The 15,703-nt window shown below is 71.7% G+C and carries 10 protein-coding genes; 6 read left to right on the top strand and 4 right to left on the bottom strand.

Annotated features, from left to right (window positions below):
* Positions 1 to 119: 119 nt before the first annotated feature.
* The 6 genes from ABII15_RS38875 to ABII15_RS38850 all read left to right on the top strand — a co-directional run bounded on the left by ABII15_RS38875 (position 120) and on the right by ABII15_RS38850 (position 9,066).
* Positions 120 to 1,103, top strand: coding sequence for a carbohydrate kinase family protein (locus ABII15_RS38875; protein ID WP_353947407.1), 984 nt, complete (start codon positions 120 to 122; stop codon positions 1,101 to 1,103).
* Positions 1,100 to 4,573, top strand: coding sequence for a methionine synthase (gene metH / locus ABII15_RS38870; protein ID WP_353947406.1), 3,474 nt, complete (start codon positions 1,100 to 1,102; stop codon positions 4,571 to 4,573). Before ABII15_RS38875 ends, metH begins: the two co-directional genes overlap by 4 nt.
* Positions 4,570 to 5,433, top strand: a complete 864-nt coding sequence (gene metF, locus ABII15_RS38865) for a methylenetetrahydrofolate reductase [NAD(P)H] (RefSeq protein WP_353947405.1) — start codon at positions 4,570 to 4,572, stop codon at positions 5,431 to 5,433. The genes metH and metF overlap by 4 nt, the downstream gene beginning before the upstream one ends.
* Positions 5,423 to 6,820 carry an adenosylhomocysteinase gene (gene ahcY / locus ABII15_RS38860; protein WP_353947404.1) on the top strand — a complete coding sequence of 466 codons (1,398 nt, stop codon included), beginning with the start codon at positions 5,423 to 5,425 and terminating at the stop codon, positions 6,818 to 6,820. The genes metF and ahcY overlap by 11 nt, the downstream gene beginning before the upstream one ends.
* Positions 6,821 to 6,836: 16 nt before the next feature.
* Entirely contained in the window at positions 6,837 to 8,123 is a 1,287-nt protein-coding gene (locus ABII15_RS38855; protein ID WP_353947403.1) for a PLP-dependent aminotransferase family protein, read from the top strand.
* Between the two features lie 187 nt (positions 8,124 to 8,310).
* A complete protein-coding gene (locus ABII15_RS38850; protein ID WP_353947402.1) occupies positions 8,311 to 9,066 on the top strand; it encodes an alpha/beta fold hydrolase in 756 nt (251 codons plus the stop codon).
* Positions 9,067 to 9,129: 63 nt separating this feature from the next.
* Here ABII15_RS38850 and ABII15_RS38845 read toward each other — a convergent pair whose 3' ends face one another.
* The 4 genes from ABII15_RS38845 to ABII15_RS38830 form a co-directional block, all read right to left on the bottom strand.
* The gene (locus ABII15_RS38845; protein ID WP_353947401.1) at positions 9,130 to 10,008 is read right to left on the bottom strand and encodes a 3-hydroxybutyryl-CoA dehydrogenase; all 879 of its coding nucleotides are present in this window, start codon (positions 10,006 to 10,008) and stop codon (positions 9,130 to 9,132) included.
* Complete coding sequence (locus tag ABII15_RS38840; protein WP_353947400.1) at positions 10,005 to 11,003, bottom strand: ketoacyl-ACP synthase III; 999 nt, start codon at positions 11,001 to 11,003, stop codon at positions 10,005 to 10,007. The genes ABII15_RS38845 and ABII15_RS38840 overlap by 4 nt, the downstream gene beginning before the upstream one ends.
* Positions 11,000 to 12,367, bottom strand: a complete 1,368-nt coding sequence (gene ccrA / locus ABII15_RS38835) for a crotonyl-CoA carboxylase/reductase (RefSeq protein ID WP_353947399.1) — start codon at positions 12,365 to 12,367, stop codon at positions 11,000 to 11,002. The genes ABII15_RS38840 and ccrA overlap by 4 nt, the downstream gene beginning before the upstream one ends.
* Positions 12,368 to 12,452: 85 nt before the next feature.
* Positions 12,453 to 15,647, bottom strand: a complete 3,195-nt coding sequence (locus tag ABII15_RS38830) for an AMP-binding protein (protein WP_353947398.1) — start codon at positions 15,645 to 15,647, stop codon at positions 12,453 to 12,455.
* Between the last annotated feature and the right edge of the window lie 56 nt (positions 15,648 to 15,703).

Raw genomic sequence — 15,703 nt, 5'->3', positions numbered from 1 at the left:
GGCCCGCCGCCCGACGGCCGGACCCCGGCGGTACGCGGGCGGGAGTGCGGCCGCACTGCCGATGGGCCGGGCCCGCGCACCATCGGCGTTCAGCGACCGAAGCGACCAAGGAGTGATCTGTGCGCATCGCGGTGACCGGTTCCATAGCCACCGACCATCTGATGGTCTTTCCCGGGCGGTTCGCGGACCATCTGCTGCCCGACCAGCTGGCGCACCTCTCGCTCTCCTTCCTGGTCGACGGACTGGAGGTGCGCAGGGGCGGCGTCGCGGCCAACATCGCGTTCGGGCTCGGCGGGCTCGGCCTGGCGCCGCTGCTGATCGGCGCGGTCGGCACCGACTTCGCCGAGTACGAGGTGTGGTTGAAGGAGCACGGGGTGGACACCGGCGGGGTGCGGGTGTCGGACGACCGGCAGACGGCCCGCTTCATGTGCATCACCGACCAGGACGCCAACCAGATCGCCGCGTTCCACACCGGTGCGATGGCCGAGGCCGCCGACATCGATGTGCGGGGTCTGCTCACCGGCGCCGAACGCCCCGGCCTCGTCCTCGTCTCCCCCGACGACCCGTCGGCGATGCTGCGGCACACGGCCGGGTGCCGGGAGCTCGGCATCCCCTTCGCCGCCGATCCCTCGCAGCAGCTGGCCCGCCTGGACGGCGACCAGGTGCGCGCTCTGGTGACCGGTGCGACCTGGCTGTTCACCAACGAGTACGAGGCGGCGCTGCTGCGCGAACGCACCGGCTGGTCCCGGGAGGAGGTGCTCGGCGCCGTCGGTAGCTGGGTCACCACGCTGGGCGCCGGTGGCGTCCGCGTCGAGAGCGCCGGGCAGGAGCCCCTGCTCGTCCCCGCCGTTCCCGTCGCCGAGACGGCGGACCCGACGGGTGTCGGCGACGCCTTCCGCGCCGGTTTCCTCGCCGCCCTCGGTCATGGCGTCGACGCCCGGTCCGCGGCCCGACTGGGCTGCGCGCTGGCCTCGGTGGTCCTCGGCGCGGTCGGCTCGCAGACGTACGAGGTGGATCCGGTGCGGCTGAACCGCATCGTCGAGGGCGCCTACGGTCCCGGTGCCGCCCGGCCGCTCGCCGCGGTCCTGGGCGGACGGTCGTGAGCGCCCCGGGCGGCGGCCGCGTCGCCGCGCTCCGGGAGGCCCTCGCGACGCGCGTGGTCGTGGCGGACGGTGCGATGGGCACCATGCTGCAGGAGCGGGAGCCGACGCTGGAGGACTTCCAGCAGTTGGAGGGCTGCAACGAGGTCCTCAACGTGACCCGTCCCGACATCGTCCGCGCGGTCCACGAGGCGTACTTCGCGGTGGGCGTCGACTGCGTGGAGACCAACACGTTCGGCGCGAATCACTCGGCGCTCGGCGAGTACGAGATCGCCGGGCGGGTGCACGAGTTGTCGGAGGCGGGCGCGCGGGTCGCCCGCGAGGTCGCGGACGAGTTCACCGCGAGGACCGGACAGCAGCGCTGGGTCCTCGGGTCGATGGGGCCCGGGACGAAGCTGCCGACGCTGGGGCATGTCACGTACGACGTGCTGCGCGACGGGTTCCAGCGCAACGCCGAGGGACTGCTGGCCGGCGGCGCGGACGCGCTGCTGGTGGAGACGACGCAGGACCTGTTGCAGACGAAGGCGGCGCTGATCGGCGCCCGCCGCGCCATGGAGGCGCTCGGCGCCGACGTCCCGCTGATCTGCTCGCTGGCCTTCGAGACGACCGGGACGATGCTGCTGGGTTCGGAGATCGGTGCGGCGCTGACCGCCCTGGAGCCGCTGGGCATCGACCTGATCGGCCTGAACTGCTCCACCGGTCCGGCCGAGATGACCGAGCACCTGCGCCACCTGGCGCGGCACTCGACGACGCCGCTGATGTGCATGCCCAACGCGGGTCTTCCGGTGCTGAGTTCGCAGGGCGCCACCTTCCCGCTGGGGCCCGTGGGGCTGGCGGACGCGCAGGAGACGTTCGTGCGCGAGTACGGGTTGTCCTTGGTGGGCGGCTGCTGCGGTACGACGCCCGAGCATCTGCGTCAGGTCGTGGAGCGGGTCCGCGAGATGACCCCGCCCGAGCGCAGCCCGCGCCCCGAGCCGGGCGCCGCCTCGCTGTACCAGACGGTGCCGTTCCGTCAGGACACCGCGTATCTGGCGATCGGGGAGCGGACGAACGCCAATGGTTCGAAGAAGTTCCGCGAGGCGATGCTGGAGGCCCGCTGGGACGACTGTGTCGAGATGGCGCGCGACCAGATCCGTGAGGGCGCGCACATGCTCGACCTGTGCGTCGACTATGTGGGCCGCGACGGTGTCGCCGACATGAAGGAGCTGGCGGGCCGTTTCGCCACCGCCTCCACGCTGCCGGTCGTCCTGGACTCCACCGAGGTCCCCGTCCTCCAGGCCGGCCTGGAGATGCTGGGCGGCCGCGCGGTCATCAACTCCGTCAACTACGAGGACGGCGACGGCCCCGAGTCGCGGTTCGCGAAGGTCACCCGGCTGGCGCGGGAGCACGGGGCGGCGCTGATCGCGCTGACCATCGACGAGGAGGGCCAGGCCCGCACGGTCGAGCACAAGGTCGCCATCGCCGAGCGCCTCATCGCCGATCTGACGACGAACTGGGGGATCCGTGAGTCGGACATCCTCATCGACACCCTGACCTTCACCATCTGCACCGGTCAGGAGGAGTCCCGGGGCGACGGCATCGCCACCATCGGGGCGATCCGCGAGCTGAAGAAGCGCCACCCGGACGTCCAGACCACGCTGGGCCTGTCGAACATCTCCTTCGGCCTGAACCCGGCCGCCCGCATCGTGCTGAACTCGGTGTTCCTGGACGAGTGTGTGAAGGCGGGTCTGGACTCGGCGATCGTGCATGCCTCGAAGATCCTGCCGATCGCGCGGTTCGACGAGGAGCAGGTCACCACCGCCCTGGACCTGATCTACGACCGGCGCGCCGAGGGTTACGACCCGCTGCAGAAGCTGATGGCGCTCTTCGAGGGCGCCACCGCCAAGTCCCTCAAGGCCGGCAAGGCCGAGGAGCTGGCGGCGCTGCCGCTGGAGGAGCGCCTCAAGCGGCGCATCATCGACGGCGAGAAGAACGGCCTGGAGGCCGACCTCGACGACGCCCTGTCGACCACCCCAGCGCTGGACATCGTCAACGACACCCTGCTGGACGGCATGAAGGTGGTCGGTGAGCTGTTCGGCTCCGGGCAGATGCAGCTGCCGTTCGTGCTCCAGTCCGCCGAGGTGATGAAGAACGCGGTGGCCTATCTGGAGCCGCACATGGAGAAGTCGGACTCCGAGGGCAAGGGCACCATCGTGCTGGCCACGGTGCGCGGCGACGTCCACGACATCGGCAAGAACCTCGTCGACATCATCCTGTCCAACAACGGCTACAACGTCGTCAACCTGGGCATCAAGCAGCCGGTCTCGGCAATCCTGGACGCGGCCGAGGAACACCGGGCCGACGTGATCGGCATGTCCGGGCTGCTGGTCAAGTCCACGGTGATCATGAAGGAGAACCTTCAGGAGCTGAACCAGCGCAAGCTGGCGGCCGACTACCCGGTGATCCTCGGCGGCGCCGCCCTCACCCGCGCCTACGTCGAGCAGGACCTGCACGAAATCTATGAGGGCGAAGTCCGCTACGCGCGCGACGCGTTCGAGGGTCTGCGTCTGATGGACGCCCTGATCGCGGTCAAGCGCGGCGTCCCCGGGGCCACCCTGCCCGAACTCAAACAGCGCCGGGTTCCGAGAAGGGACGTGGTGCTCGTCGAGCCGCGGGAGACGGGCCGCTCGGACGTCGCCACCGACAACCCGGTGCCGGAACCGCCGTTCTGGGGCACCCGCGTCATCAAGGGCATCCAGCTCAAGGAGTACGCCTCCTGGCTCGACGAGAGCGCCCTCTTCAAGGGCCAGTGGGGGCTCAAGGGCGAGACGCTGGAGAGCGAGGGCCGGCCTCGGCTGCGGATGTGGATGGACCGGCTGCGCACCGAGAACCTGCTGGAGGCGGCCGTCGTCCACGGCTACTTCCCCTGCGTGTCCAAGGGCGACGACCTGATCGTCCTCGACGAGTACGGCAACGAGCGGACCCGCTTCACCTTCCCACGCCAGCCGCGCGGGCGGCGGCTGTGCCTGGCCGACTTCTTCCGCCCTGAAGAGTCCGGCGAGACCGACGTCGTCGGCCTCCAGGTCGTCACCGTCGGCTCGAGGATCGGTGAGGCCACCGCCGAGCTGTTCGCCGCGAACTCCTACCGCGACTACCTCGAACTGCACGGCCTGTCCGTGCAGTTGGCCGAGGCCCTCGCCGAGTACTGGCACGCCCGCGTCCGCTCCGAGATCGGGGTGGCGGGCGACGACCCCGACTCGCTCGCCGGCATGCTCCGCACCGAGTACCAGGGGTGCCGCTACTCGCTCGGCTACCCGGCCTGCCCGGACCTGGAGGACCGCGCGAAGATCGCCGGACTGCTGCGGCCGGAGCGGATCGGCGTCCACCTCAGCGAGGAGTTCCAGCTCCACCCCGAACAGTCCACCGACGCCATCGTCGTCCACCACCCCGAGGCGAGCTACTTCAACGCGGGCCGGGCGGGAGGCGGACGGTGAGACCGACGTTCTCCTTCGAGTTCTTCCCGCCGAAGACCGCCAAGGGCGAGCAGACCCTGTGGCAGGCGCTGCGCCGGATCGAGCCGCTCGCCCCCGACTTCGTCTCCGTCACCTACGGCGCCGGCGGCTCGTCGCGCGAACGCACCGTCCAGGTCACCCGGCGCATCGTCGCCGAGACGACCCTGCGGCCGGTCGCGCACCTCACGGCCGTCGACCACTCCGTGGCCGAACTGCGGCACATCATCGGCCAGTACGCGGACGTCGGCGTCCGGGACGTCCTCGTGCTGCGGGGCGACCCGCCCGGTGACCCGCGAGGGCCCTGGCGGCCGCATCCCGACGGCTTCACGTACGCCTATCAGCTCGTCGAACTCGTGCGCTCGCTCGGCGAGTTCAGGGTCGGCGTGGCCGCTTTCCCCGAGATGCACCCGCGCTCGCCGGACTGGGACACCGACATCCGTCACTTCGTCGCCAAGTGCCGCGCCGGAGCGGACTACGCGGTCACCCAGATGTTCTTCGACGTGGAGGACTATCTGCGGCTCCGGGACCGGGTGGCGGCCGCCGGCTGTGACACGCCGATCATCCCGGAGATCATGCCGGCCACGGACGCCCGCCAGATCGGCCGGTTCGCCGAGCTGTCCGGCGCCGCGTTCCCCGAGGACCTCGCGCACCGGCTGGAGGCGTCCCGGGACCGCCCGCACGACGCGTACGAGATCGGTGTCGCCCACGCCACGGCGATGGCCGAACGCCTGCTCGCCGAGGGAGCGCCCGGCCTGCACTACATCACGCTCAACAAGTCCACGGCGACCCTGGACATCCACCGTGCCGTACTGAACAGCTCAAGGAGCCTCCATGTCAGCTGAGTTCACCGACTTCAAGGTCGCCGACCTCTCCCTCGCCGCCTTCGGCCGCAAGGAGATCACCCTCGCCGAGCACGAGATGCCCGGCCTGATGGCGATCCGCGAGGAGTACGCCGAGGCGCAGCCCCTGGCGGGGGCCCGGATCACCGGTTCCCTGCACATGACGATCCAGACGGCCGTCCTGATCGAGACCCTCGTCGCGCTCGGCGCCGACGTCCGCTGGGTCTCCTGCAACATCTACTCCACCCAGGACCACGCGGCGGCCGCGATCGCCGCCGCGGGGATCCCGGTCTTCGCCTGGAAGGGCGAGACCCTGGAGGAATACTGGTGGTGCACCGAGCAGGCGCTGACCTGGCCCGGGCACGCCGGCCCGAACATGATCCTCGACGACGGCGGCGACGCCACCCTCCTCGTCCACCTCGGCGTCGAGCGCAAGAAGACCGGCGCGCTGCCGGAGGCGTCCGGCGAGGAGATGACGGTCGTACGCGGCCTGCTGGAGCGCAGCACGCTCGACTGGACCGTCATCGCCTCGGAGATCCGCGGCGTGACCGAGGAGACCACGACGGGTGTCCACCGCCTGTACGAGATGCAGCGCGAGGGCTCCCTGCTCTTCCCCGCGATCAATGTGAACGACGCGGTGACGAAGTCGAAGTTCGACAACAAGTACGGCTGCCGCCACTCCCTGATCGACGGCATCAACCGGGCCACCGACGTGCTGATCGGCGGCAAGACGGCGGTCGTCTGCGGGTACGGCGATGTGGGCAAGGGCTGTGCGGAGTCGCTGCGCGGCCAGGGCGCCCGCGTGATCGTCACGGAGATCGACCCGATCTGCGCGCTGCAGGCAGCGATGGACGGCTACCAGGTCGCCACCCTCGACGAGGTCGTCGACCAGGCGGACATCTTCATCACCACGACGGGCAACAAGGACATCATCATGGCGAGCGACATGGCCAGGATGAAGCACCAGGCCATCGTCGGGAACATCGGCCACTTCGACAACGAGATCGACATGGCCGGTCTGGCGAAGATCGACGGCATCGTCAAGGACGAGGTGAAGCCGCAGGTCCACACCTGGACGTTCCCCGACGGCAAGGTGATCATCGTGCTGTCCGAGGGCCGCCTGCTGAACCTGGGCAACGCCACCGGCCACCCCTCGTTCGTGATGTCCAACAGCTTCGCGGACCAGACGCTGGCCCAGATCGAGCTGTTCACCAAGCAGGCGGAGTACCCGGTGGGCGTCTACACGCTGCCCAAGCACCTCGACGAGAAGGTCGCCCGTCTCCACCTCGACGCCCTCGGCGTCAAGCTGACGACGCTCCGCCCGGAGCAGGCCTCGTACATCGGCGTCGACGTCGACGGCCCGTACAAGCCCGACCACTACCGCTACTGAGCTGCGGGAGGACCACGTGCACGACATCGCAGCGAACCGGTTCGCCGTGCGCACCGCCGGCATGGAAGCCTCGGAGATCCGGGCGCTGTTCGCGGTCGCCAGCAGGCCCGAGGTGGTCTCGCTGGCGGGCGGCATGCCGAATCTGGCCGCCCTGCCGCTGGCCGCGCTCTCTCAGCAGGTCGCGCAGCTCGTCGCGGAGGACGGTCTGACGGCACTGCAGTACGCGTCGGCGCACGGACTGCCGCCGCTGCGGGAGCAGATCTGCGCCGTGATGGCGCTGGAGGGTGTCACCGCGCGGCCGGAGGAGGTCGTGGTGACGGTCGGTTCGCAGATGGGGATCGATCTGCTGACCCGGCTGCTGTGCGATCCCGGTGACGTGGTGATGGCCGAAGGCCCCTCCTATGTGGGGGCGTTGGGCTCGTTCGCGGCGTACCAGGCGCAGGTCGTGCATGTGCCGATGGACGGGCACGGTCTGGTGCCGGAGGGGCTGCGGGCGGCGCTGCGGCGGGCCCGGGCCGCCGGGCAGCGGGTGAAGATGCTGTACACGATCCCGAACTTCCACAACCCGGCGGGCGTAACGCTCGCGGTGGAGCGCCGGACCGAGATCCTGGAGATCTGCCGCGCGCACGGGGTGCTGGTGGTCGAGGACAACCCGTACGGGCTGCTCGGCTTCGACGGCGCCACCTACCCGGCGCTGCGGTCGACGGACCCGGACAACGTGGTGTACCTGGGCTCGTTCTCCAAGACGTTCGCGTCCGGGCTGCGGGTCGGCTGGGTACTCGCGCCGGACGAGGTGCGCGAGAAACTGGTGCTGGCGATGGAGTCGGCGACGCTGTGCCCGCCCACGCTGAACCAGATGATCGTGTCGCGGTACCTGGCCGCGCACGACTGGCAGGGGCAGATCGCCGTGTTCCGGGAGATCTACCGGGAGCGGCGCGACGCGATGCTGGACGCGCTGGAGCGGTACCTGCCGCCGGAATGCACCTGGACGGTACCGGACGGCGGATTCTACGTGTGGGTGACCGTGCCCGAGGGCGTGGACACCCGGGCGATGCTGCCGCGTGCGGTGGCGGCCGGGGTGGCGTACGCGTCGGGCAGCGGCTTCTACACGGACAAGTCGGGTGGCCGCCAGATGCGGTTGTCGTACTGCTATCCGACGCCGGAACGGATCCGTGAAGGAGTGCGGCGGCTCGCCGGCGTGGTGGAGGCCGAAAGGGGACCCGGGCTCTCCACCGGCTCCCCAGCGCCCGTCGAGCGCACTCCGGCAGCCTCGGGGGGTGAGCTCCGGTACGTGCGGTCATGAGCCCTCGCGGAGCACCGAACGGCCCGTCGGCACCCACACCACCCCCCGGAGGGGCACCGGCGGGCTGTCCGACCGTTCCCACGCTCGCCCCGCACACCCGACACCGCCTGACGGACAACGCCCTGACCCCGCCGGAGAGTTCTCCGTCGGGGTCGGCGGCCTTTCGCCCACGAAGGGACTTCCGACCGTGAACAGCACGTGGTTCCGACGCTTCACCCCCGCCGGGAACGGGCCCCGGCTCTTCTGCTTCCCCCACGCGGGGGGCTCCGCCACCGCGTACCTGCAGCTGGCGCGCTCCCTGCCGTCCGCGTTCGACGTGGTGTCCCTGCAGTACCCGGGGCGCCAGGACCGCTACCGCGAGGAGCCGTTCACCGAGCTGGACGACCTCGTCGGGGCTGTCGCCGAGCAGCTGGCCGGCGAAGTGGCCGCCGATCCGGAGCGGCCCTACGCCCTGTTCGGTCACAGCATGGGGGCGCTCGTCGCCTTCGAGACGGCCCGGCTGCTGGCCCGCGACGGACTGCCCCGGCCGCAGCGGCTGTTCCTGTCGGGGCGGGGCGCGCCGGACGGCCGGGACAGCGCCTTCGGCCGGTTCGACGACGCCGACGTGCTCGCCGACGTGCGCCGGCTGGGCGGCACCGAGCAGGCGATGCTCGACGATCCGGAGATCCTGGAGATCGTGCTGCCGGCTCTGCGGGCCGACTATCGCATCCTCGGCACGTTCACCTGGCGCGGCGGCGAGCCGCTCGATGTCCCGTTGACCGCCCTGACCGGCGACAGCGACCCGATGACGACGGTCGACGACATGTGGACCTGGCGGGCGCACACCAGCCGTGACTTCGGTCTGAAGGTCTTCCCCGGCGGTCACTTCTACCTCTTCGACCAGCTCGGGCCGGTCGCCGGCGCCGTCACCGAGGGGCTGGCGGCGCGCACCGTCGCCGTCTGAGCGATCCCAGGGAGCGGCGAAGGGCCCGGGCGGCATCCCCCGCCCGGGCCCTTCGCCGTTCCCTCACGCGTACGGGTAGAAGCCCCGGCCGGACTTCTTGCCCAGCAGGCCGCCCTCCACCATGCGCAGCAGCAGCGGCGGCGGAGCGTACAGCGGCTCCTTGAACTCCTCGTACATGGCCTGCGCGATGGACACGGTCGTGTCCAGCCCGATCAGGTCGGCCAGGCGCAGCGGGCCCATCGGGTGCGAGCAGCCCTGGGTCATGCCCTGGTCGATGACCTCCGCCGTGGCCAGGCCCGACTCGACCATGCGGACCGCGGACAGGAGGTAGGGGAAGAGCAGCGCGTTGACGAGGAAGCCGGCGCGGTCCGGCGAGGTGATGGGCTGCTTGCCCAGGACGTCGCGGACGAAGGTGAGGGCTCGGTCGCTCACCGCCCTGTCCGTCAGCACCGAGGGGACCACCTCGACGAGCGGCAGCGCCGGGACCGGGTTGAAGAAGTGCAGGCCGAGCACGTGCTCGGCGCGGCGGGTAGCGGCGGAGAGGCGGACGACGGGGATCGAGGAGGTGTTGGTCGCCAGGATGGCGTGCGGGTCCTCCACGATCTTGTCGAGGGTGGCGAAGAGGTCGAGTTTGAGCGGCTCGTCCTCCTTGATCGCCTCGATCACCAGCTGGCGGTCGGCGAGGTCGGCGAGGTCGCGGGTGTAGGTGACCCGGGACAGTGCCGCGTCGCGCTGCTCGGCGGTCAGCTTGCCCCTGGCCACGCCCCGGTCGAGGGAGGCGGCCAGGCGCTGCGGCCCCTTGTCGAGGGAGGCGTCGGAGAACACCGCGACGACCACGTCCAGGCCTGACTTGGCGCACAGTTCGGCGATGCCGGTGCCCATGATGCCGCTGCCCGCGACACCCACCCTCTCGATCGTGTCGCTGCCGGTCGTCGTGGTCATGCGGTCCCCCAGGTCAGTAGTGATGCGCCGATCGACATGCCGCCACCGAAGCCGGCGAGGAGCACGAGGTCGCCCGGCGTCAGGGCGCCGGTGCGGTGGGCCTCGTCGAGCGCGACCGGCACCGAGGCGCTGCCGACGTTCCCGTACCGGATCAGGGTGCGGTGCGTCCGCGCGGTGGTGAGGCCCGCGCGGTCGACGACGTCCGTGAGCATGACGCCGTTGGCCTGGTGCGGTACGAAGTGGTCGACGGCGGCGAGGTCGACGCCGGCCCGCGCGGCCAGTGCGCGCAGCGCGGGCGGCACGTGTTCGGCCACGAAGTCCCGTACTCCGCGGCCGTCCATCTTGAAGTGGTGGCCGCCCTCGGCGACGGTCTCCGCCGACGCCGGGTGGCGGCTGCCGCCCGCCTCGACGCGGATCAGGTGGTGCGCGTCGCCCCGGCTGGCGAGGTCGGTGGCGATGATGCCGTACGGCTGCGGGACCGCTCCGACGATCGCGGCTCCGGCTCCGTCGGCGAACAGGATGGCGGTCCTGCGGTCGGTGACGTCGAGGATGCGCGAGTACACGTCCGCGCCGATCACCAGGGCGCGGGCACCGGGGCGCACGGTCACCAGGGCGTGGGCCAGGGAGAGGGCGTAGACGAAGCCGCTGCACACGACGTTCACGTCGAAGCAGGCGGCGCCGTAGGCGCCCAGGCCGTGCTGGACGAGGTAGGAGGTGGGCGGTTGCGGGAAGTCGCCGGTGGAGGTGGAGAGGATGATGTAGTCGATCTGCTGTGCGGTCAGGTGTGCCTGTTCCAGGGCCCGTTCGGCCGCCTTGATCGCCAGGTCCGACGTCGCCTCGTGGTCGGCGGCGTAGCGCCGCGACCGTATCTGGGTCTTGCGTTCGATCCAGTCCGCGGTGACGCCGACCCGGGCGGCGACCTCCTCGTTGCTCACCTCGTGCTTGGGCAGGTAGGAGCCGGTGGACAGGATGCCGATGCCGGTGGCCCCGGTCATGACCGAGCGCCTTCGGCGGGGCGGGGCGCCGCGCCCAGACCGCGCAGCGGGTTGAGCCGCTCGGCGCCGATCCTCTCCCGCAGGGCGGGGTCGGTGACGCCGAGGCCCTCCTCGGGGGCGAGGCACAGCACACCGACCTTGCCGATGTGCCGGTTGAGCTGGACGAGGCGCGCCGCCTCGCCCACCTCGTCGAGCGGGTAGACGTCGGAGAGGACGGGGGCCAGGTGGCCGAGGCGGAACAGGCGGTTGCACTCGGCCTGTTCCTGGAGGTTCGCGGCGTGGCTGCCGATGACCTTCTTGAGGTTCATCCACAGGTAGCGGTTGTCGAAGTGGTGGTCGTAGCCGGTGCTCGATCCGCAGGTGACGACCGTGCCGCCCTTGCGGACGACGAACACGGAGATCCCGAACGTGGCGCGCCCGACGTAGTCGAAGACGACGTGCGGGTCCTCGCCGACCTGGCGGCGGATCTCCCGGCCGAGGCGCTTGCCCAGTTCGATGGTGCGTTCCGGGGTGGGTGCGCCGTCGTCGCCCAGGCCGATCGCGCTGCGGTCGATGACGACGTCGCAGCCGAGCCGGCGCAGTGCCGCGGCCTTGTGCTCGGAGCCGACGACGCCGACGGGGATGCCGCCCGCGTTCTTCACCATCTGCACCGCGTAGGCGCCGAGTCCACCGGTGGCGCCCCAGACGAGCACGATGTCGCCCTGCTTGATCCGGGCGCCGTTGTCACCGATGAGCATCCGGTAGGAGGTGGCCGCGGTCAGCAGGACGCTCGCGGACTCCTCCCAGGTCAGGTGCGGCGGTTTGGGCAGCAGCTGGCTGGCGCGGACGACCGCGTAGTGGGCGAGGCCGCCGAAGTTCGTCTCGTAGCCCCAGATGCGCTGGCCGGTGCCGAGCATGGCGTCGGCGTGGGTGGCCGGTTCCTGGTCGTCGACCTGGACGCAGCTGGCCACCACGTGGTCGCCGGGCTTCCAGTGGCGTACGCCGGTCCCGGCGCGTACGACGATGCCGGCCGCGTCCGATCCGACGACCTGGTGCGGCAGGTCGTGCCGGCGGTCCCAACCGCCGTTGCGGGCCTGGCGCTTGAGGAACGCGAAGGTGGGCACCGGTTCGAACGTCGCCGACCAGACGGTGTTGTAGTTGATGGAACTCGCCATGACGGCGACGACCACCTCGTCCGGGGCGAGCTCCGGCATGGGGACGGACCCGACGTGCAGCGACTTGCGCACGTCGGGATCGGCCACCCCGTCGAACATGCCGACGTCGGCGGCCAGCAGGTGCGCGGCCCGGTACTGCGGGGGAAGTGCGTGTCGCCCGATCTCGTCCGGGCCGGCCCCGGACAGCAGGGCTTCTGTCAAAGAATCCATGATTCCCTTTCTCCTCACCCGCTGATCGGGGCACCGCGCCGGTCGGGCGCGGTCGAGCGACGGATTCGTGTGCCGGGGGCGGTGGTTACAGGACGGCGCCTTCCCTGGTCCGCCTGCGCAGACCGGGCCTGCGGGCCTGCCCGAGGTCCTTCCACATGTCCGACAGACCGGTGACGGTCCGGGCCGCGAACAGGCGGCGGATGGTGACTTCCTGCTTGAGTTCGGAGCGGATCAGGCCGACGAGGCGGATCGCCCGCAGCGAGTTGCCGCCCAGGTCGAAGAAGTCGTCGTCGATGCCGACCCGTTCGAGTTCGAGGACCTCGGCGAAGGCCTTGGCCAGGGTCCGCTCGATGTCGTTGCGCGGCGCCCGGTAGGTGTCCTCGGCGGAGGCGGGCTCGGGCAGCGCCGCGAGGTCGACCCGGCCGCCCGCCGTCAGCGGCAGCCGGTCGAGGACGGTGAACACCGACGGCACCCGGGACTCGGGCAGCCGGCCTGCGGCGAACCGGCGCAGTTCGTCGGTCTCGACGGTCCGCCCGGCGGCCGGGACGACGTACGCGACCAGGCGCTGCCGGCCGCCGGAGCCGTCCGCCGTGACGAGGACGACGGACTGGGCGAGGTGGGCGTGCTCGGACAGCACCTCCTCCACCTCCGCCGGCCGCTCGCGCCGATCGGCACGCGCCACGTACTCGAGCCGGCCGTCCTCGCGCCGGCGCACCCGGTCACCGGTCCGGTGCATGACGGCGCCGGCCGGGCCGAACGGACAGGCCACGAAGTGCTCCGCGGTCGCCGCGGCCCGCCCGGCGTAGCCGCGCGCCAGGCCGGTCCCGGCCACGTACAGCTCGCCGGTCACACCGGCGGGCAGCGGGTTGAGGCCCGGGCCGAGGACGTGGAGGGAGGTGTTGTCCAGGGGGTGGCCGATCGTGGACGCGTCGGGCAGCGGTTCGCCCGCGGCCAGGCGGTGGCACGCGGCGTACAGGGTCGACTCGGCCGGGCCGTGGCCGTGCACGACGGTCAGTTCGGGGCAGGCCTCGCGGACCCGGCGCAGCGCGGCGGCGGGCACCCGGTCGCCGCCGGTGACGACCTCGCGCAGCCCGGCCAGCGCCTCGGGGCGTTCGGCGGCGATCGCCGAGAACCAGCTCGCGGGCAGCCACACCGTGGTGATGCCGTGGGCGGCGCGCGCGGCGGTCAGGGCGTCGGCGTCGAGGTCCCCGCCCGGGGCCACGACCACGCGGCCGCCGGCCAGGAGGGGCGCCCACAGGTCGAGGGCGAGCGCGTCGGAGGTGTGCGCGGTGTGCCACAGCACCGTGGTGCCGTCGGCCGTGCACCACGGTGCGTCCTGGGTGAGCCGTGCGAGGTTGCGGTGGGTGAGGGCCACCGCCCCGTCCGTGCCGGAGGTCGCGGAGTCGGGGAGGACGGCCAGGAGGTTGTCCGCTCGCGGGGCGGCCGTGACGGCCGGGGTGTCGGCGGCGCCCTCGGACAGGAGCGCCTCGACGGTGGTCACCGGGGCGCCGGAGTCCGCCGCGAGGCGTTCGGCGGTCGCCGCGTCGGTGAGCAGGACGCGCGCCTCGGTGTCGCCGATCCGCGCGGTGATCCGGTCGACCGGGGCCGCCGGGTCGACGGGGAGGTACGCGCCGCCCGCCTTCGCCACACCCAGGAGGGCGGCGGCGAGCTCCGCCGAGCGCGGCAGCGCCACCGCGACGACCGTCTCGGGCGCCACGCCGCGCCCGCGCAGCGCACGGGCGATCCGGTCCGAGCGCGCGGCGAGTTCGCCGTACGACACCTGGTCGTCCGCGTCGACCAGCGCGACGGCGTCGGGGTCGGCCTCGGCCCGGCGGGTGAACAGTTCGGGGACCGTCAGGCAGGACTGCGGCGTCCGCGTGCCGTGGGCCGCCGCCAGCACCCGGTCGCGGTGCTCGCCGGCGAGCACGTCCAGGGTGCCGACCGGCTTGTCGCCCGCGGCGAGCACGGCGCGCAGGTGGGCGATCAGCTCCTCGCCGATGAAGCGGAGTTCGGCGCGGTCGTAGAGGCGGGCGGGGGCGTCGAGCCGGATGTACAGGTCGCTGTCGGGGCTGCCGTCGGTGTAGACGCCGATGGACAGCTCCTCGAAGGTTCCGGTGGTCGCGCCGCAGTAGCGGGCGGGGCTGTCGCCGAAGGTGAGCCGCTCGACGAACTCGACGACGTTGACGACGGCGCCGTAGCTGCCGCGGTCGCTCAGCGGGGTTCCGGCGGCCCGCTGGATGTCGGAGTAGTGGCAGGCGGTGTGGTCGAAGATCTCGTACGTGTCGTCGACGAGCGCCTCGGCGATGTCAGCGAAGGACGCGTCGAGGCCGACCTTCGCCCGCACCGGGACCACGTTCACGGCGAGGCCGGGAGTGCGGCTGGCCACGCCGATCCGGTTGCCCACCGCGAGCGAGAGCAGGAACTCGGGGTGTTCGCAGCGGTGCCGCAGGTACACGGCCGTGGCGGCGGTGACCAGTTGGGACATCCACAGGCCCAGGTTCTGCGCGGTCTCGGTCCAGGTGTCGGCCTCGGCGCGCGGCACGGTCAGCGTGCGGGAGGCCATGCCGATGGTCTCGGCCACCTCCGACCAGCGGTCGGCGCTGCCGAGCGGCTCGGACAGGGCGGCGCGCTGCTCGTCGCCGAGGGCGACGCGCGGGAGCTGCGCGGGGGCGGGCGCGTCCTTGAGGTAGTCGCGCCAGAAGGCGGAGTCCTCGGTGAACTTCTCGGAGACGAGGTAGTCGGTGGCCTCGGCCGCGAACGACGCGGTGTCCCAGGGGTGTTCGAGCTCGGGCACCGGCTCGCCGCGCACCAGGGCCGTGTAGACCTCGGCGAGGCGCCGGGACAGCAGGCCGCCCGCGCCGAACCCGTCCGATATGAGGTGGTGGTAGGCGATCACCAGCAGGTGGCGGGTGTCCGACAGCTTGACCGCGCCCAGCCGGAACAGCAGGTCCCGGCCGAGATCGAAGGGCTGCCGCACCAGTTCGGCGAGGGCGTCGCGGGCCGCCTGCTCGGGGTCGGCCTCGGCGCTCAGGTCGAGGGCGAACGGACGCCAGTCGCCCAGCTCCCTGGGGACCAGGCGCAGTCCCTCGCCGTCGTCGGAGAAGGTGACGCGCAGCACCTCGGCCTCGCCCATGACGTGCAGGAACGCGGACCCGATGGCTTCCCGGTCCAGGTCACCGTCCACGTCCCACATGGTCAGCGCGTGGTTCGGCGTGTCGGGGGCCATCTCCTGCGCCCGCCACATGCCCTTGTGCGCAGAGGACGCACCGAATGAACGCACACAGATCAACCCCTAGACAAGAAGGCCCGGAAACCGGATGAATTCGCAGATCACCC

It is taken from the genome of Streptomyces sp. HUAS MG91 (assembly GCF_040529335.1).
GTDB lineage: Bacteria > Actinomycetota > Actinomycetes > Streptomycetales > Streptomycetaceae > Streptomyces > Streptomyces tabacisoli.
Note: the sequence above shows the minus strand (reverse complement) of the source record. Positions and strands in the feature narration are given on the sequence as shown.